The 17258-nt window shown below is 45.2% G+C and carries 19 protein-coding genes; 1 reads left to right on the forward strand and 18 read right to left on the reverse strand.

What is annotated here, in order from left to right; genetic code table 11:
* Window positions 1-18: 18 nt before the first annotated feature.
* From FQ085_RS14780 to FQ085_RS14850, 15 genes are all read right to left on the reverse strand, one after another.
* The gene (locus tag FQ085_RS14780) at window positions 19-864 is read right to left on the reverse strand and encodes a hypothetical protein (protein ID WP_149456977.1); all 846 of its coding nucleotides are present in this window, start codon (window positions 862-864) and stop codon (window positions 19-21) included.
* Window positions 865-1506 carry a hypothetical protein gene (locus tag FQ085_RS14785; RefSeq protein WP_149456978.1) on the reverse strand — a complete coding sequence of 214 codons (642 nt, stop codon included), beginning with the start codon at window positions 1504-1506 and terminating at the stop codon, window positions 865-867.
* A gap of 3 nt (window positions 1507-1509) precedes the next feature.
* On the reverse strand, window positions 1510-2631 hold the full coding sequence (locus FQ085_RS14790) for a lysozyme family protein (protein ID WP_262499816.1): 1122 nt from the start codon (window positions 2629-2631) through the stop codon (window positions 1510-1512).
* 1 nt (window position 2632) lies between these two features.
* Window positions 2633-4591, reverse strand: coding sequence for a VirB4 family type IV secretion system protein (locus tag FQ085_RS14795; protein WP_149456979.1), 1959 nt, complete (start codon window positions 4589-4591; stop codon window positions 2633-2635).
* Window positions 4592-4602: 11 nt separating this feature from the next.
* Window positions 4603-5232, reverse strand: coding sequence for a hypothetical protein (locus tag FQ085_RS14800; RefSeq protein WP_149456980.1), 630 nt, complete (start codon window positions 5230-5232; stop codon window positions 4603-4605).
* Window positions 5233-5234: 2 nt separating this feature from the next.
* A complete protein-coding gene (locus tag FQ085_RS14805; RefSeq protein WP_149456981.1) occupies window positions 5235-5528 on the reverse strand; it encodes a DUF5592 family protein in 294 nt (97 codons plus the stop codon).
* A 56-nt stretch (window positions 5529-5584) separates the two neighbouring features.
* Window positions 5585-7951: a pLS20_p028 family conjugation system transmembrane protein gene (locus tag FQ085_RS14810; RefSeq protein ID WP_149456982.1), complete on the reverse strand. Its 2367-nt coding sequence runs from the start codon at window positions 7949-7951 to the stop codon at window positions 5585-5587.
* Between the two features lie 31 nt (window positions 7952-7982).
* Window positions 7983-8381, reverse strand: a complete 399-nt coding sequence (locus FQ085_RS14815; RefSeq protein ID WP_149456983.1) for a membrane lipoprotein lipid attachment site-containing protein — start codon at window positions 8379-8381, stop codon at window positions 7983-7985.
* A 43-nt stretch (window positions 8382-8424) separates the two neighbouring features.
* On the reverse strand, window positions 8425-8859 hold the full coding sequence (locus FQ085_RS14820) for a hypothetical protein (RefSeq protein ID WP_149456984.1): 435 nt from the start codon (window positions 8857-8859) through the stop codon (window positions 8425-8427).
* Window positions 8856-9092 (reverse strand): hypothetical protein, encoded by a 237-nt coding sequence (locus FQ085_RS14825; protein WP_149456985.1) that lies wholly within the window; start codon window positions 9090-9092, stop codon window positions 8856-8858. The genes FQ085_RS14820 and FQ085_RS14825 overlap by 4 nt, the downstream gene beginning before the upstream one ends.
* Complete coding sequence (locus FQ085_RS14830) at window positions 9089-11614, reverse strand: VirD4-like conjugal transfer protein, CD1115 family (RefSeq protein WP_149456986.1); 2526 nt, start codon at window positions 11612-11614, stop codon at window positions 9089-9091. Before FQ085_RS14830 ends, FQ085_RS14825 begins: the two co-directional genes overlap by 4 nt.
* A gap of 15 nt (window positions 11615-11629) precedes the next feature.
* On the reverse strand, window positions 11630-12751 hold the full coding sequence (locus FQ085_RS14835) for a hypothetical protein (RefSeq protein WP_149456987.1): 1122 nt from the start codon (window positions 12749-12751) through the stop codon (window positions 11630-11632).
* 72 nt (window positions 12752-12823) lie between these two features.
* Window positions 12824-13051: a hypothetical protein gene (locus tag FQ085_RS14840; protein ID WP_149456988.1), complete on the reverse strand. Its 228-nt coding sequence runs from the start codon at window positions 13049-13051 to the stop codon at window positions 12824-12826.
* A 20-nt stretch (window positions 13052-13071) separates the two neighbouring features.
* Entirely contained in the window at window positions 13072-13266 is a 195-nt protein-coding gene (locus tag FQ085_RS14845; RefSeq protein WP_149456989.1) for a hypothetical protein, read from the reverse strand.
* Between the two features lie 295 nt (window positions 13267-13561).
* The gene (locus FQ085_RS14850; protein ID WP_149456990.1) at window positions 13562-14053 is read right to left on the reverse strand and encodes a helix-turn-helix domain-containing protein; all 492 of its coding nucleotides are present in this window, start codon (window positions 14051-14053) and stop codon (window positions 13562-13564) included.
* 439 nt (window positions 14054-14492) lie between these two features.
* Here FQ085_RS14850 and FQ085_RS14855 point away from each other — a divergent pair, with 439 nt between their 5' ends.
* Complete coding sequence (locus FQ085_RS14855; RefSeq protein ID WP_149456991.1) at window positions 14493-14717, forward strand: helix-turn-helix domain-containing protein; 225 nt, start codon at window positions 14493-14495, stop codon at window positions 14715-14717.
* 7 nt (window positions 14718-14724) lie between these two features.
* Here FQ085_RS14855 and FQ085_RS14860 read toward each other — a convergent pair whose 3' ends face one another.
* The 3 genes from FQ085_RS14860 to FQ085_RS14870 all read right to left on the reverse strand — a co-directional run bounded on the left by FQ085_RS14860 (window position 14725) and on the right by FQ085_RS14870 (window position 17019).
* Complete coding sequence (locus FQ085_RS14860) at window positions 14725-14997, reverse strand: hypothetical protein (RefSeq protein ID WP_149456992.1); 273 nt, start codon at window positions 14995-14997, stop codon at window positions 14725-14727.
* Between the two features lie 758 nt (window positions 14998-15755).
* On the reverse strand, window positions 15756-16217 hold the full coding sequence (locus FQ085_RS14865) for a hypothetical protein (protein WP_149456993.1): 462 nt from the start codon (window positions 16215-16217) through the stop codon (window positions 15756-15758).
* A complete protein-coding gene (locus tag FQ085_RS14870) occupies window positions 16210-17019 on the reverse strand; it encodes a ParA family protein (RefSeq protein ID WP_149456994.1) in 810 nt (269 codons plus the stop codon). The genes FQ085_RS14865 and FQ085_RS14870 overlap by 8 nt, the downstream gene beginning before the upstream one ends.
* Between the last annotated feature and the right edge of the window lie 239 nt (window positions 17020-17258).

Raw genomic sequence — 17258 nt, forward strand, 5'->3', positions numbered from 1 at the left:
AGCCCTTAAAATTGACCGTTAAATATTCAAATCGTATTGTTTTTGTTTCAAGCGCTCCACTTTTGCACGAATATTTTTGATGTCGTCGGCCATAATTTCTTTCTCTTTTTCGTAGCCTTCTATGCTCTTCTCCAGTTGGAAAACGTCATTGTTTGTTTCGACTTGTTCGTCTACCGTTTGATAAAGAAGGTCCACTTGGAGCTGCTCAATCTCTTTCAGAATCTCAGCAATTACATCGTCTGTCATGCCGCTCTTATCTTCCAATTCATTGATGTCTTGCTCTGCTTTTGTAATCAATTCGCCGGTAATTTCCAGCGCGTATTCCGTAAAGTTCCGATCAGGTATTGCTTCTTCTTTGACCACTCGCTGATCTGTGTAGACAGTGGAAATGACTTTCTCTTTACCTTCCTCTGCTTCTCCTTCGGCGAACAAATCATCATAACTCTTTTTACCTTTATTGAATCGGAGCGCAATCTGATTGAAATCTTTTGGGACATCCTTGATGTGAATAATGTAAATATCGCTCTCGTCATAAACAATTTCTGTGGGAAGTTCATCCGATAATCTTTCTCGACTGACTGCAGTGAAATCCAACTTCGTCATGTAGTCCTCAATGCCATTCGTAATCAGTGTGACCTCCATCATGTTCTGTTCTTTATCGTATGCCCATTCCTTTATAGTGAAATTTCCGTTTGCCTTTAAATCAAATTCTTCATTCAATTCGGTTTGATTGAGCGGAATATCTTCTGCCATGAAGAGCTTCGATGTTCCGAAAAATCCGAAGCCGAGAATGAACATAAAAGCCAATGTGATATACAGCGTCGACATGTTGAGCTTTAGGTTTTTCTTTTTCTTTTTCGCCATCTAGATCCCTCCGTACTCGTTTTCGAGCGGCTTGATTTCAGCCACTTTCAAGAGATTTTCTTCTACTGTGAACAATAATTTTGCGTACATTTCCTTTTCTTCTTCGTATCCGGAAGAAAGGATTTCTTCACTGTAGGTGTAATGCACGATAGCTTCGTTTTCGTTCTGGCCATCAGCAAAAACGTTCACCTCATTGATTTCAATAGATATTTTCTGCTGTTCTTGATCCATTCCGTCAGCAGGATATAACGTTTCATACAGGCTCTCCGTCATGTAATTAAGCGCCAATTTCTTTCGTGTGGCATACGACTCAGGATCACTTTCGAACGCGTATTCAATAAACCGTTGCGCAGTGTTGATGAGTTCATCCGGTTCCGCTCCGGTCTCTGGAGCTGCTTGTTCTGCCTCTTCTACCTCAACCGGAGCGGTAACTTCATTCGCATCCAATTCTTTTTGAAGTGATGCAATCGTATCCTCTTTTTCTACTAACTCACTTTCGTATTGCGCTTCCGCCTTCTTCTGTTCATCAAGGTCTCCGCGGTCTACGGAGTACTCTGAAGTGAAGCTGTAAATATTAACTGCCAGTGATATTACTAGAAGAAACGAGAGGAGAATGAGCAATGATTTATTTGTGAATTGCATGCGTTATGCCTCCTTAAATAAGAAAGGAGCGGGATCCATATAGCCGCCCCACATCTGGGTTTTGATTTCAAAGTGTAAATGCGAACCGAAAGAACGTCCGGTATTGCCGCACATACCGACTTTATTGCCGCCCTCGACTTTTTGGTTTACCTGGACACTGATGCGACTTAAATGTGCGTAGGTGGTGAATGAATTGGCTGCATGTTGAACGGTGACAACATTTCCGTAACCGCCATACATGCCGGCAAAAACGATAGTGCCATCTTTCACTGAGTGGATGGAATCAGCCTCGCTGCAGCCCAAGTCGATGCCGTCATGGTGCTCTGGTCCCGCTCCGATGTTCCGCCATCCATAGTTAGAGGTCACGCGCATTGTGTTGCGGACAGGAGCGGCCAAGTCTCCTGCAATCATTGCTGAGTTCCCTGTGCTGGCAGAGGGTAGATACTTCAGTACCGCTTCCACATAACCGATGTCTCCATAACACGCACTGTGCTGAATCGCTTCCGGCCGATTGCATTTATAGATGCCGGTGTGCTTCAATTTCTGGTACTGCAATTGCGAGAAGGAAATGGCCAGTTCCTTTGTATAGGAGCCGCCATTCTTCAATACATAATCGATAAAACCGCTCCCAAAGTTGTAGCTTTGCAAAGTCAATTTCACATCTTTCTTGGCACTTTTGAAGACAGAAACGAAATGCTCTACGCCGTAGGATATACTTTCGTCTGGATCGGTGATGCAGCCAATCGAACCGCATTTCGATTCACTGGCTTGCATCGGATCGTTTCCTTTCCCTCCGGATTCCTGCATCATCAACGCCAGTAGCAACTCGGTCTGTCCTTCCATATCGTACTTGGCAAGTTCACTCGAGATGGCATCTCGGTATTGAGCAACCTCCGGCGAAACGGATGCCGGACCGACGCCGGCACCGATGCCATCTCCCGAAGAACCATCATCCGGACTGGAGAACATAGAGAAGATGCCTGCTGTGAAAATCAAGACAATCACGATGGCCAGAACGGAACCGGCGATGATCAGTTTGGCTTGCAGGCCAATGGGATTGTATTTCAACAGCGCCAATTTCAGCGCGGTCTTGGCCAGTTGCGCCTTTGAACGGGGCTGGGGCATTTTACGCACCTCCACCGAACATCGCCAGCTCCCGTTTCGATACATCGACAGAGAAGACAATGTTCTTGTCTCCGGAAATTGAGAGCACGACCTTTCCGGTTTCGAGGTGCGGGATGACGCGTGTCTCCGAATCGGTCAGCTGCCCTGTGAACACATTCTGGATGGCCGATAAGGATTGGGCGTCCTGTTGGCCGATGAATTTGTATTGCGTCAAGTCGAACAAGGCTTTGACGTTTTCCGCGTACTCGTTATTGGAACCGTCCGGCACAAAATCGGAAATGAGGTGCGAGGCGAAGAACAGCCCGCCGAAATACTTCCGCGCTTCCCGCATGAACTTGTTCAAATACAGCACCGCCGGCTGGGAAACTTCCCGCGTGTTGATGAGGTGATGGCCTTCATCAATCAGGACCAGGAACTTCGATGCGTCTTCAAAGGCGAGCTTTCCTTTGTTGTAGGCATTGAACTGCGGCGCCCCTTCTGAAATCATGCTGTCCCACAACATGTTCAGGATGCTGAAGATCTGCGCCTGATAAATTTCCGACTTCAAGTTGGTCAAATTCCGGAGTGGAAACGACACAATGCCTTCGTCATCAAAGCGTTCAATGGAAGACGTGCCATCGAAGATGCTGCCGTAGTTGTCGACTAGGTTCGTCAGGGACAACTCGATATTCGACAGCCGTAGCTCCCGCTCCTGGGCTAAGTTTTCATGGCGGATTTGCTGCTCAAAGTCGTGGTACAGTTCCGTTCTTACTAAAGAAAGAAGGTCTGAGAACGTCGGGTATTCGTTCGCTTGGAATTGGGTAATCGGAATGATTTCATCCGGATCTCTTGACCATAATTTCCGTTCCACATAGAGTTTGCGAAGCAGAATTTCAAATTCGGTACTTTCGGTCGCATTGGCCTGCGGATTGATGAAGTTGTAGAACACACTCATTTTGGATAGGTGCTGCGTAAAGGATTGCGTCTCGTTGGTGGAGCCGTCTTCCTCATTCGTCACCGTCTTGAATACCTGGAGCGGGTTGATGAGGCCGCGGGATCCATCCAGCGCAATCTCTTTGCCGCCCATCTTTTCGACCAGGCTTCTGAATTCGCCGGTCACGTCCAGGATGCGGACTTTGTTGCCTTTGCTGGCTTGATCCATCACCGTCTTCTTTAGCAGCGTGGATTTCCCGGAGCCCATCTTCCCGACCATCAACGCGTTATAGGACTTGCGGTTTTTGTCTTTATGGAACAGATCAAAGACGACGCTGCCGTTGGTCTCGGTGGTGCCGTAATAGGTGCCGTGCTCGTCCGTCAGGCTGGTGTAATGAAAGGGATAGCCGCCGGCAACAGACAAGGCTTGGATCTCCTTGCCTTTCCGTTTGTTGATGAACTGCAGCTGGTTGTCGTAGCTGGCAAAGATGCCGGACCACAAATAATCCTGCTCATTCAATAAAACCGAACCTCTAAAATTCAGGCTTTCCAGTTCATCCAAGACCTGGCGTACGCGCTGTTCCAGCTCCTCGAAGGTCTTGGATTTCACATAAGCCCGGAGGTGGATGCGTTTCATGATTTCACCTTTGGTGATCTGCTTGTAGACGCCATCTAGCTCTTCGTAACTGGCTCTGGCATCGATGCGATCGACGTTATCTTTCGCTGTCTGGTAGCGGGTATTCTGTTCCGCCATGGATTTGTTGATGGACTCGATGATTTCTTTCTTGTCGGCTGTGGCCACATCCAGTGTGACAACTGCATGTTCAATCCGCATCAATTCCTCCAGCCAGAAGTCACTGACCAAGGATTGGTACTTATAGACATGAATGCAGGAGATGTAGCCGTCCCCTGTCTTCACGTAGCCGCTTTCGAATTTGATGCCGCCCTGTGGTTGAATCTTCGAGAGCAGATAAGGATTGAACCCTTTCTCCGCTTTCACTTCGTCGTCATTTTTGGGTTTCAGTAGTGCACTTAAAACATTCAGCATGTCGCGTCCTCCTATACTTCGGATAGTGGTTTAGAGTTTAAATTCGCTAGCTGGTACAAGATACTCAGCTTTTTATCTAGCGGCAGTTCAACGAGCGGGTTGCTGCGTGCCATTAACTTTCGGGCATGAACCTTGTTCTCCAGCATGGCTTTCTCATCATTGCTGTAGAGGAACAGGAAGAATTCGCGGTCTGTGCGGTTGTTTTCTAGAAACTCCAGGTCTTTCAATTTCTTTTCCAAGTGCGGCAGGTAATAGGGATTCTGATTCCGCCGAATGTCGCGCAGGACATGCCGTTTCGGAATCTCCAGATTGACGGGCGTATTGAGCGGGACCACTTTAACCGAGGGCAGATAGGCCTGGAAAAAGTGGGCCAGTGAATAGATATCGTTGTCTTTATCCGTCTCATTCAATGAATAGATGTCCTTGCTGGTGACTTGAAGGATTTCCATGAATTCGCCGTTCCGCATTTCAAAGAATTCGGAATCGGTGATGTCGACGATGGGCGCGATGTCCGCGAAAGAGGACAGGACTTTCTTTTTCGTGCTGCGCGCTTTCCGCTCGGCCGCGATGTCCTGCTCATCCAGCAAGGCGGGTCGGCTTTTGGATGTCGACCGTTTCTTTGTTTCTTCAAATAAAGCCATTTTTATTCCCCCTCTTCGTAATCAATGGCACTGTACGTGTCTTTTTTTCGGACCATTGCGTAGAGTATGGCTTGGTTCATTCGTTTCTGCGGGTTCGTGGCAGGGCGGATAATTAAGAACAGCCCGAACAGCACAATGAAGCCTGTAAACGGCCAGACCAGTGACGAATGAACAAAAGGCAAGACAATCATCCGCAGCAAGATCAACCCGATTATTAGAAAAAGGTCGAACAGGTATAGCGCCTTGTTGATTTTCAGCTCCGTCGTAATTTCATTCGGGATTTGGTAGATCCTCATCGTTGTCAGCTCCTTTATGAAAAAAGGACAGCGCAGTTTTGCGCCGTCCTCATTGGTTATCTATTTCTTCTGTAATTCTTGATGCGGTCCAGTGTGTTTGACTCTTGTTGATTCAAGTTATGCATGCGCGGTCGGCGGCTCTCATTCACATTCGTTCTATCGGTCTGTTGCGTGTCCTGGTGCTGATTCTGATTGACTGTCGTTTCATTCACGATGTTCTCGTGGGAAGAACTGTCTTGGTTGATTGTGCGGCTGCTTCCGCTCCTCGATGTCGCTGAACCTCCCGAAGCAGCTGGTGCTTCAGAATTAAAGCCGCCTGCACCCGAACCACGACTCGTATTCTCGGTTACGTTTCGGGAACCCTGCGTGGTATTGCCTTGCGATTCAGTTACCACAACGTTTTCATCAATTGTTTGGTCGCTGGCCGAGCGATTGATAGTGGTGGTCGTTTGCTGCCGTCCAGAAGAGCCGCTGCTGTTTTCTGTGCGACTTTGTGCAGTTGTTGAAGAAGGAGCAGAGCTGCTTGTATTCGGACTGGCTGCAGCACTTGGACCCGAACCGGAACTTCCGGCTGAGTTATCACGACCCTTTGTATGTCCGTCTGCCTGTTCATTGATGCTTTCGACCTCGTAATCCGTCCGGCCTGTTGTCCGTTGCTCCATGCGTTCATTTCGGACACTTTCGGCAGTTGATGCCGCTGACGACCCGCCATTCGAACGATCTGCATCGTTTGGTGATGGCGCAGAACCAGCCGAACTTACTTGCCTTAAACCGCCTCCAGAAGCACTGGAATCGACGCGTTCTACATCGTTTGGTGAAGGTGTATGTCCTCCGGATGCTCCCGTGCCTTGCGAGGGCTCCTGAGGGCCTTTTTCGTCACTAGGTAGATTTCCTTTAGCTGAATTGGCGTTTCCAGGAGAGTTGTTGCCGTTTCCGGATGTTCCGGTTGTTTCCGTTTTGCCTTTCGAAAGTTCAATGCCGTCATTCGGCGATGGCGCCTGTTCGTTTTTAACATCCTCATTCTTCTCAGCCAATCCAGTGTTGATTCCTTTGTTGCCGGCCATTCCGCTAACAGCAATTCCAGCGGCTGTACCCCCTGCACCGTGTGCCCCACCTGCATCTTCACTGGCATTCGGTGACGCGGCACTTTCGGTAGCGGAACCATTCTTGGTACGTCCGCCAGTTGCCGTTCCGCTCTTGCCCTCTTCATCGTCTTCTTCTGAATCACCGGAACCACGGGGACCCTTGGCACGACTCATGGTATTCATGACAGCGCCTCCGGCACCCGAAATCAGTTTACCGCCGGCATACGCGCCTGCTAAGACGCCCCAGCCGTTTTTCAGGCCGGCATCAATGCCGAATAACCGTTCTACGATGTTCGGTCCGTCGATTACGGCAACCGAGAACGCAATCAATGCAATCAAATACGCCAAACCATCCAGTTCAGCAGCCACATAAGCGGTGCCAATCATGTAAATTTTCATGGAGAGGAAGATCAGGATGATGACGAGAAATGTATTCAGAATCGATTGCATGATTTTTTTGGTCTTTTGGCCATCGTGGATATCGGCCGGTGCCACAAGTAAGGCCAGGATGTAGTTGAACGTTAATTCAAAAGACAGCCTGGCCAGTTTGTATGCGATTGAGAAAAGCGTGAACGCCATGACAGCCAATGTCGTCAGCAATGTCAGCCAATTCACGTCGTAGCGATAATACCGTTCATTCGTCCAGGGCATCAGTTTACTGTCTTCCAATTCTACCAATTCTTTTTCACTCACAGACCATGTTAATTTATGCGCGAGTATTTCTCTCCCGTCCGGTGTCAGTTCCAATTCTGTCCGCTTTTTATCCAGCTTTTCTGTAACGGAAAGATGCCCAATCATGGAAAGTGGCAGCGTATTGGATGGATCGATATCGGTTGTTTCCCATCCGCCTTTATCAAACTCCATTAAATCCGTGAGCTGCCTCGAAACAATGTTGTCCGATAAAGAACCTTTTCCTTCATCGTACAGCTCGGTTGTATTGATGGCATTGATGGCCTCATCGGTAAATTCATTGGCTTTGCCCATTCCTTGGGACAGGGCGACGACGATGATCAGGGCGATAAACAAGTTCATGGCCATGCCTTCTCGGTCGAATTTCTTCTGGAATATCAGCATATAACCGGCGTAGAGCAGGCTGAACGCTAAAAGAATGTACAAAAAAGGGCGTATCGTGTCAACGAACGCCGCAATTTCTGGATTCTGAAAGAATTGTTTGACGAGCAACACGTCGTCTGTCACGCTTTCGAGTCCATCTACTATAAAGGCAAGCCCTTTGATAAACACCCAACCCAACCAGCGCACCATGTCGCTAATAGGAGTACCGACGCTTAAAAACTCGCTAAATTCCTCAATCTTTTCTACAATTTCCGCGTCTTTCATACAACCTCACTCCTTATCAAACCGCAGGAAATCATTTATGGAGATTTACAAAATGCTCAAGTTCTTGCGTCAACTCCATGTCTTCGTAACTTTCCACATCCAAATTCCCTTTCACCTCATTGTCCTCAACATAATAAAGCTCGTTGTACCGGTCAAAGCCATCGAACGGCAAGACGGGATTGCTTTCTTCCGCTCCTTCTTCCGATAGATACGAATTGTACATGCCGATTTCAACCTTTTCGTTCTCCGCTACCTCTTTCACATACGCCTGAAAGTCTTGGTCGTTTTCATTCACGATTAACAAAAAGCCATCTTTATCTTCTTCCATGTACTCTTTCATGTCTCCGATGTAAATCTGTTTGAAGTATTCCTTTTCACTGCAAGCGGCTAATAGAAAAACGATGCCTACCAAAGCGACGATTCTTTTCATAAAATCACTCCTAATTATTAGTTATGACAATGCTTCATTACCATTACCTTCGTTTCGCGCTGGTTTCCTCCACTCCGTAACTTAAGGAGCCGAAAGTCACTACCTCTTTGTCTGGGTAATGTTCTTTGAAGCATTGAAGAAATGCACTTCTGTCTAACTTAACATAACAAGCTGGGTTCATTACAGGGGATAGGACCTTTCCGTCACCTACATCCACGGTTAGATAATCGCCTTTGGTTTCATCATAAAAGGTATACTCGAATACAAATACCTGATCAAAATAGTTGTTTTCCATCACATCAAATACAATATCGCCTTCCGTTTTGGTGTAATAGGGCGAGAAATAATCTGACAGTTTTTGCAGGGTTGCGGCCTTCTTCATCGCTTCTTCCCTATTCTGTGCTTCAAAGACATGGTTGGTACCGACCGATATTTCGAATTCATCGCTCTGGTAGAGAAACGAAACTGCGTAATTCATTTTAGGTGACCTCCTTTAGTCGGGTGCTGTGCTAGTAAATCGTGTACCGCTAGATCCAATTGGTCGTCAAACTGTTCAATCAACGTGACAACTTTCTTTTCGCCATCCGGATTCTCTTCTTTATACACCGTCAGCATGCCGTCCGTTAGTTTAACGGTCAAGATGTCTCCAGCCTCGAGCCGGTCTTCGCGCGACAGCAAATAGCGGTCCAGCTGCTCTATCTTATCGTTCATCCAGTTACACGCTCCTCTTCTTCTTTAATTTTCGTCAATGTGCCGTTTATCTTCGTTAAGATGACGGAGCAGAACTTGTCTTCGATTTGGTGATCGTTGGCCAAGATGAATTCCCGGAAGTCGACGATGCCCATCTCCATGTATTTCTCTGGGTTTTCAGCATCCACATTTTTAAGGAAGGTGCTGTTGAAGAGCTGCTGAACTTTGTAGTGATCATTCACGAACTGATTGAAGTCGATTTCTTTCTGCATCTCCGCTCTTCGTTTCTCGTGCCGTGCAGCGGCTTTCTTCTGTTTGACCGAAGCGACGGCTGCCGATTTTTCAGCACCCTCCTTTTCTGGCAACTGTTTGATTAAGTTATCCGCAAAGTTATTCGTAGTAAAGGAAGCCCGAAGCTGGTTCAAGTCCGTCATGGAATGCTCGCATGGGATGTCGATGTCGTTAATGGAATTATCGGTATTGTAATACGCCGACAGGTACTCCCAGCGATATTTGAGCGCGGTTTTGCCGGTCAAGAAAATCGGATACGACTTGATGCGCTTCCGGTCCTTGTCTTGGCGTTTGATGATGCGGATCACAATCATCTCCCCTTCTTTCAGCCCCATGACTTCGGTGGCCGTCATCAGTCTCCTCGAATCCACACTCTCTGTCTTCGACTTGCTCATGGACAATGTCTGGCCGGAGCGGGACTTCGTGAGGATCGTTTCATCACCCAGTTTCTTGGAAATCAATTCAGCCGTCGATTCGTCTGCGGTCAATAGATACAGCGTGTTCCCGCAGTTGCCGTCAATGGTCTTCCAGTCGTCGCCATACAGGTTTTCAAGCTGCGCATAGGCTTGGATGACCAAATTGAAGCGGATGTTTCGGCCTAGGCAAACCGTGACGATATTGGCCATCCCTTCAATCGCCGGCATGTTCCCAAATTCATCCAGGATAAAAATGACTTCACGATGACACTTGCCGCCTTCCGAGTTCGAGGCGATGTGGGCTAAGTTTGTATAGACTTGCTTGACGTAAAGCGACCCGATGACATTCAGTGTGGCATCGTAATCCGGCACAATCATAAACACCGCGGTCGGCTTATCGAATTCCATGATGGCTTGTATTTCCACGTTACCACTCATCACTTCGTGTTCCAGAAGCCCTTCGTGAATCATCACGCCATCTTTCCGCTCCCGTTCAATCAATCCAGTGACACTCACCACAGTTTCCTCTTTGCCGGCCCTTATAGTGAAGGAATCGCCAACCTGTAGCGGGTGCTTGTGGAACAGCGTGAACATGCCGTCTGCGTCCGTCCGGATCGTGGCCGTTTCATTACTAGAAAAAGTGACATGAATGCGTGTATCTGGAGCGGTCTTCCCTTTGATCCAGCGGGAAAAGCCGATTTTCGACATATCGAATGAATTCCGAGATGTCAGCTTTGCCGTGCCGTCCAGCGTGAAGACACCGAGTTTGGCATTGGCGTTGGCTAAGATACTGGCTCGCGTTTGACCGCTGGAGAAGTTGATCGTTGCATACTGCATCTTGGCCGGATGATTCTCAGGGAACTTGGAAAAGAAATCGTCCAGGGCACTTACTTCCTCTTCGTCTTCATTCATCACGGTGCGCGTCCCTAAATCCGAGAGCATCAACGCGACGTTGTACATGTTGATTTTCTCCCGCTCCAGTTTGCATTGTTCGCACAAAGCTAAGATAAGCGCGGTACATAAATCTGTTGCCGAGTTCGCCCAGAAGGGATCCTTTGCTTTCGGATCGTGGTAAAGCATGAAGGCCACAGAGCGGGCGTATTGTTGAGATAAGGAATAGTTGCCTTCCATAAACGCATCGATGGTGAGCTGCAGCAGATTGTAGGACATGCTCTGGATGGGATTCATCAGATTCAGGACTTCGACGTGATACCCCAGCCCTTCGAGCGTATCTTTGGAAGCTGCGTACAGTTCGCCTTTTGGATCGTTCAGAATCATGCTGGCTTGCTTCTCGGCACGGCTGTAGATGTCGATGGCCGAGAAGACGAATGTTTCCCCCTTTCCGCTTCGTGTGGTACCGATGACCATGTTATTCACGGGACTGTCGTCGATGAAGATCCGCTTCTTATGCCGGGCTACCGGCACCCCGCCGCTGCCTTTGAACTTCTCCCCTTTTTCGGGGACATCTCGGTACTGTTGCTGGATTTCCTTGAATGTGGTGAAGCGGGCACTGCCTTTCTGCTCTTTCTTGATTTGGCCGAAGTTGGTGATGTATTTGAATGTAAGTACAACAGCCGGCACAAACGCGAGCAAGAACAGCACAGCATAGACAAGGCTTGCTGTTTCTAAGAAGGGGAAAGTATAAAACATTTCCGTTGTCAGATTAATCGGCTCCAGTTCAAGTAGGCTTCCGGTATTGAATGTCTTCTGGAATACTTCAACGATTGCATTCAACAAGGCATTCAGTGTAAGAAAGAAGACCGAGAATGACATCGCCAGTAGCAGCAATGGAATCCCGATCTTCTTCAGGTAATAAATAAAACTTTCATTGAACATCCATCTCTTCCTCCTTTAGAGCATCGCCAATTCGTCTTGTTTCTTCTTCAATTCATCCGTGATGCCTTTAATGGCCTTGTCGTCCTTTTTAGAAGCTTTTTTAGCATCTGCTAACTTGTCCTCAAGTGTTTTGATTTCCGCTGTCAGGACCTCGTGCAAATCGATCTTCTGCTCCAATTCCTCGCTGTTGTTGTTGTTCAGCTCTGCTTTGGCTTCTTCAAGCTTTCCGAGCTTCAGCAGGCCATACGTTTTCATTTCTGAACGTTCGACCGTCATGTTGATGGAAGGGAGATTCATCATCAATTCGTAGTCTCCTTCAAAGTAAGCCAAATCGAATCGGGCTTCGTTTGTCGGATACAGCTGATTGAACTCATTGATTTGCTTGATCTTCTCCTCCTTGTCCAATTGGGGATTCTTCAGGATGAGCGTTTCCACGTAGACGGTATCCTCCATGATCTGGACAGCCTTCTCAAATTCACTTTTTTCGAGATAAAGAGCGGCCAGTATCCGTTTTTGGCTTTCGCTCAACGTATCCTGGGCTTCGAGGGATTCCAAGAACTCTTCCTCTTCTCCCAATAAGCCGTATTCATAGGTTTCAATCGTTTGTTTCTGCTGGTCGACAATGCTTCGTCCTTCCTCCAAAGCTTGCTCATACTGCACTTTCTGCAGGAAGAACAAAGCCCCAAGGAACACCAGTCCCGCTCCTAATACGGCAGCCAGAGAATAAATCGTGACCCGCTGCCACTTCTTCAGTCGGGAGATCCGGTCTTTGTCGACGTTGACCAACGACCGGTCAATCGTTTCCTCTTTCTTGAATTCTTCCGGTGTCAGCTGTTCAATCTGTTCCAGCAAAAAGAGCTTGTCGGCCTGTTTTTCTTTATCGACGCGGATCTTTGTTGCTTTGTCTTTGATCTGGTGATAAATGTTCGGGTAATCATAGGAACCGAAATTAAAGACTCCCTTATATAGATCAAGGCCATCTTTGCCGATCACAAAGAACTCCGCAGCCGCTCCCCGTTGTTCATCGCGGTAAGCCAACTCCAATTCGTGTGTGAGTGCCACCGCTTGGCTAAATTCGAGCTTCTCATGATTCGGTATCGCGTCAGCCGGTGCGCCCACAAAGAGTATTTTTAACATATTAAGATTCTCCTTTATCCGGTTAATAGAAAAAAGCCACTCATTCCGGAGTGGCTTCTTCTTGTGTGGCTATTAAAATTTGATGTTGTCGTTGATGCTTTCGGCCATGTTGTAGGCTCCCATTACAATGACCAAACCGACTACCGCCCCAATGAAAAAGCCAATCGCTTTTGGACGCCCACGATCTCCGCCCCATATAAGGTAGTACCCTCCTATACAAATCGCGATAGCTGAAGAAAGTATGCCGAATCTTTGCGCCCATTCCAATACGGCGACACCAGTGCTCATTGCTCCATCCATTTAAAACCCCTCCTTTTATTTTAGGAATTCTGTAAAGCTGTTCCGGTGTTAGCGGCTTTGCGTTCTTTCTTCAAGAGGTTCATCAACAACGGAATGTTTTCAGAAACCACTTCGCGATGCTTTTCTTCTAACCAGTCATCGTAATCTTTGCCGTTAAAGGCCAAGAGATCCTCCGCATTCGTCTTCAGTTCCTTTTGTTCCTTTGTTGCTGCCATTCCTAAAACCGCCTTTCGTTTTTGGTTGGTAGTAGCACACCATTAAGAACAGTAAGGAGAGGCGAATTTATAGCCGGTTCATTCGCTAACTCTATGCAGCGTATAGCTGCAACGTACAGGGTTTTTAGGTAACCCAGAACTACAATCTGGCAACGGGACAACAGCCAGTTTTAGGAGACTCTGGCCAAACCATCTCGACGTATATCTATACCGCAGGTTGCCATCCGCGACAGACACGCACTATGAAGTTGTCCTTTTTGTTGCTTACTGTTCTTAAGGGCATGCTACTGATGGCTCATTTTACTTTTTTTATGCCACTCACTTTCAACAATTCGTCGTGCGCATTCTTCCGTTTGGCCAACAGCCGTTTGTTCGAAATCACCGAGCGCGTTCGATAGTAAAGATCCGTGATGTGCCGAACTTCACCAGACTCTTTCTCCACGCCAACAGCCCCTTTCAATTCGTAGACCTTGCCCTCAAATGTTTTCAAGCTGGACGCCGACGCCAAGTCGTATAGATAAAACCGCTCTGCCATCTGATTGCACCTCGCTTCCGTGTACTTGTCTTTAAATAAGATGTGTTCCCATGGGAAGTTATTCATGGAAATCCCCAGTGACTCGACCAGCAATCTCACATTCTGAGCGGTCGGGTTTCCGTTTTTTCGTTGCTCCCACATACTGATGGTGCTTTGCGGAATCTGTTTGCCGGTCCTGTCGGATAACTCAGACTGAGAAATGTTAAGCGCCATTCGTTGTTCCTTGATCCAATCGCCAAACCATACAGGCAATGTAAATCCCCTCCCATCATCGGTTCTAAAAACAGAACAATTTAGTGATTTGAGTGTATCAGTATACCGATAATATTACAACGGTATACCGATAAATAAAACAGTATACCGATACTTTAGGCCGATAAAGCCCTATTTCTAGGGTTTTTTGTAAGAGCGGCGTTTTTAGTTTTTAAGTCGAATGGTGTCGAATATAGGTGGGTATTGTAGGAGGGTTTTTGCAGTTCGGGATAAAGGAACACGAAACGTGGGCATATACACACCCGACACGATGACTTATGTATCATTTTGATTTTATCTGAATTTTGTAGGAAATCTATTGCCATTGTTAGGGATTATAGTTTGAGGTAAAATATCTTGTATTAAAGATTTATAAATGATCTGGTGAGTACAAGCGGTACATGGCATAAACCAGAATGTAAATGAAAAGAGGTATTGTATGCAAATTGATGAGGCAGTGACTACTCGAATTCAGCAGCTATTGAAGGAAAGAGGATGGACTGCAAACGAGTTGATCAGACGCTCGGGCGTCAAACAATCCACCATGGCCGAAATAATGTCTGGCAGATCCAAGTATCCGCGGATCAACACGATTAAGAATATTGCTCATGGATTCGGCATGACGCTGTCCGAATTTTTCGATCACAAAATGTTCGAGGATTAAGAAGCTATCAAGTAAAGAAATACGTTACGATCAGCATGATTAGGTAAAATGCAAGGAGCAGCGTAGCAATCCCGATAGCGAACCGAAGGATTGTTTTAAAGATGTAAACCAGTCCGCTCCAAAGGCTTTCAGAAAACATGGCCAAAACTACCAACACGCCCAACGGTAAAAATAAGCCTTTGGGAAGTGTTGCTACAAATAAGATGATCCCCAGAAAAAAAAGCCCCTTCAATTTAATATCCGCATTCATGAACTTCTCTTTTACTCTCGCAATTTCCATCGCTATTCCCTCCTTCTTTTATAAAAACTTATCAACTGTTGAGTCCGGTACACTTACAACGATAGTGTTGAGTTCACGATATCTAGACAAATCACCACTATCCATTTCAATAAGTTCGTATCCTTCGAACTATTCATTATTGGCTTGTGTAGGTGTGTTCTCTACTACTGGTTCATTAACACCGCAGGGGTCATTTCTTCTTTTCCTTCCTTTTATTTGTTTCAGCTAGGTTCCTTCTTGAACATCTGTTTCAAGGGTAACAATCTCTTGCGGATTTTTTCTGATTCGGTCCAGCCTAACATAAAGATGGTCGTTAAAAGTACAATTAAATAGTTGATTTTCTTTTTCATTTTAGCACTTCAATAATAGTTTTATTTACTGGTTCTTCATTCCTCATTGACTGGCACAAAATTTTACACACGGAGCTCAAATCATTTGCAATCTTTATCCTCTATCACTTCTATATGAAACTAGTAGCCAATCAGATATGATTTACAATCATTCTATATTTTCTTTTGTAAAACATGAAACCCTCAGCATTTTTAATTGTTATCAGATACTGGCATGCTTGGCGTATACACGTATGCAAGCATACATCTGACTAAATCTTCTAAAATAAAATCTGTTTAATTATCTACCTAACAAAGGTAGAAAAATCTACCTCGCAAAAGTAGAAATATCCACCTAACACAAGTAGAAATATCTACTTTTGTTAGGTGGATGGTTTTTAAGGAAAGAATAATAAGAACTCAATATGATTATTCTTCATTTTCATTAAAGAATTCTGTCATATACTCAAATTGCTTTTGTTGTCTGTCAGTCAATTCATTTTTTGTGTAATATTCTACAAGTTCTGAAATGATAGCATAGGTTTTATTTTCGTCCATGAATTTTCCAAGGACTCCAATTTGAGTATGAAGATCATGAGGAACTTTAATAGATTTGACATTATTATTTTTACCCACTACCGACTTAGTTTTGCGAGCAGGTTTTGTCTTTAGTTCAGAAACTGGAATTGCAGTTTTTTTCTCTACTGGAGGAATTGAGACAGCCTTTTCTTTATTGATAGGCTCATTACTTGTAAGTTGTAGTCGATTTGATTGCTCATTATTAAACTTAAAATCGTTTTGGCTACTTATTACTACAGGTTTTGGTCTCTCAAGAGTATTAGTTTTTGTTTTTTTCTTAATTAAAGGTCCTTTCTTTGAGTTTTCAGACATGGGTATTTTCCTCCTCAAATCTTGCAAGTTTTTCCTCGATTTCATCCACTACATCTAAAAAGGTTTGATGTGCTTTACGATCATGATGATCCTCGTTTTTAATTCCGGTTACATCCCAAGCCTTTAAGCGTTCTAAATGCTTTATAACATTTTTGAAGACATTATCCTCTCCAAAAAGTTCAGTGGCACGTTCAACTGTACTTTGATCAACTCGGCCCCCTGCTCTAAGAAGAACTGGCAATACACCAAGAACTTGTATATCTGCTTCATATTCGTCTGCCATAAATTGCAGATACGATACATAAGTTTCGGCACCTTCCAAAGATAGTTCTTGGGCTTGCAATATAATAAGGACATAATCAGAAGCCATCATGGCATTGTCAGAGTAATCACTGATAGTCGGTGGTACATCAATGAAAATATAGTCATAATCTGCTTTTAATGGTTCTAGTAGTGTTTTTAATAAAGTAATTTGATCTAAATCATTTTGATAGTTTTGATATAAAAATTTTGAAAAGTTTTTGAAAGAAACAGCTGCAGGAATCAAATCAAGATTTTCTGTAACTTTGACAACCACATCTCGGAGATTACCATTCTTGAAGCCATCAAATATAGTTTGATTAATCTCTTCAATTCCTGCTGATCGAGCAATCAAGGTACTCGCATTTCCCTGGGGGTCCATATCAACAAGCAATACCTTTTTATTATGTACTTTTGCATACTCCCAGCTCGTCATTACCGAGACTTTGGTTTTTCCTACTCCACCTTTAAAATTACCTACAACTATTGTTTTGGCTACCATCGCTATTCCTCCTAATTTTTATCTTCTAAACAAACTTCTACCTAACAAACTTCTACTTCTGTATATATCTGATAATAACACAAGTGGAAGTTCGTGAGAATATAAAGTTAAATGTAATACAACTGTAATATTTGATGAAAGATCTAACCATAAGTAGAAAAGTAGAAATATCTACTTGTGTGAGGATAAACTTGTTATTAACGTAAGTAGATAAGTGGAAATATCTACTTTTGTGAGAA

The sequence above is a fragment of the Planococcus sp. ANT_H30 genome, assembly GCF_008369335.1.
GTDB lineage: Bacteria > Bacillota > Bacilli > Bacillales_A > Planococcaceae > Planococcus > Planococcus kocurii.

Coding starts and splice junctions, on each gene's coding strand:
- FQ085_RS14780 (WP_149456977.1), bottom strand. CDS start 864: ATGGCGAAAAAGAAAAAGAAAAACCTAAAGCTCAACATGTCGACGCTG.
- FQ085_RS14785 (WP_149456978.1), bottom strand. CDS start 1,506: ATGCAATTCACAAATAAATCATTGCTCATTCTCCTCTCGTTTCTTCTA.
- FQ085_RS14790 (WP_262499816.1), bottom strand. CDS start 2,631: ATGCCCCAGCCCCGTTCAAAGGCGCAACTGGCCAAGACCGCGCTGAAA.
- FQ085_RS14795 (WP_149456979.1), bottom strand. CDS start 4,591: ATGCTGAATGTTTTAAGTGCACTACTGAAACCCAAAAATGACGACGAA.
- FQ085_RS14800 (WP_149456980.1), bottom strand. CDS start 5,232: ATGGCTTTATTTGAAGAAACAAAGAAACGGTCGACATCCAAAAGCCGA.
- FQ085_RS14805 (WP_149456981.1), bottom strand. CDS start 5,528: ATGAGGATCTACCAAATCCCGAATGAAATTACGACGGAGCTGAAAATC.
- FQ085_RS14810 (WP_149456982.1), bottom strand. CDS start 7,951: ATGAAAGACGCGGAAATTGTAGAAAAGATTGAGGAATTTAGCGAGTTT.
- FQ085_RS14815 (WP_149456983.1), bottom strand. CDS start 8,381: ATGAAAAGAATCGTCGCTTTGGTAGGCATCGTTTTTCTATTAGCCGCT.
- FQ085_RS14820 (WP_149456984.1), bottom strand. CDS start 8,859: ATGAATTACGCAGTTTCGTTTCTCTACCAGAGCGATGAATTCGAAATA.
- FQ085_RS14825 (WP_149456985.1), bottom strand. CDS start 9,092: ATGAACGATAAGATAGAGCAGCTGGACCGCTATTTGCTGTCGCGCGAA.
- FQ085_RS14830 (WP_149456986.1), bottom strand. CDS start 11,614: ATGTTCAATGAAAGTTTTATTTATTACCTGAAGAAGATCGGGATTCCA.
- FQ085_RS14835 (WP_149456987.1), bottom strand. CDS start 12,751: ATGTTAAAAATACTCTTTGTGGGCGCACCGGCTGACGCGATACCGAAT.
- FQ085_RS14840 (WP_149456988.1), bottom strand. CDS start 13,051: ATGGATGGAGCAATGAGCACTGGTGTCGCCGTATTGGAATGGGCGCAA.
- FQ085_RS14845 (WP_149456989.1), bottom strand. CDS start 13,266: ATGGCAGCAACAAAGGAACAAAAGGAACTGAAGACGAATGCGGAGGAT.
- FQ085_RS14855 (WP_149456991.1), top strand. CDS start 14,493: ATGCAAATTGATGAGGCAGTGACTACTCGAATTCAGCAGCTATTGAAG.
- FQ085_RS14860 (WP_149456992.1), bottom strand. CDS start 14,997: ATGGAAATTGCGAGAGTAAAAGAGAAGTTCATGAATGCGGATATTAAA.
- FQ085_RS14865 (WP_149456993.1), bottom strand. CDS start 16,217: ATGTCTGAAAACTCAAAGAAAGGACCTTTAATTAAGAAAAAAACAAAA.
- FQ085_RS14870 (WP_149456994.1), bottom strand. CDS start 17,019: ATGGTAGCCAAAACAATAGTTGTAGGTAATTTTAAAGGTGGAGTAGGA.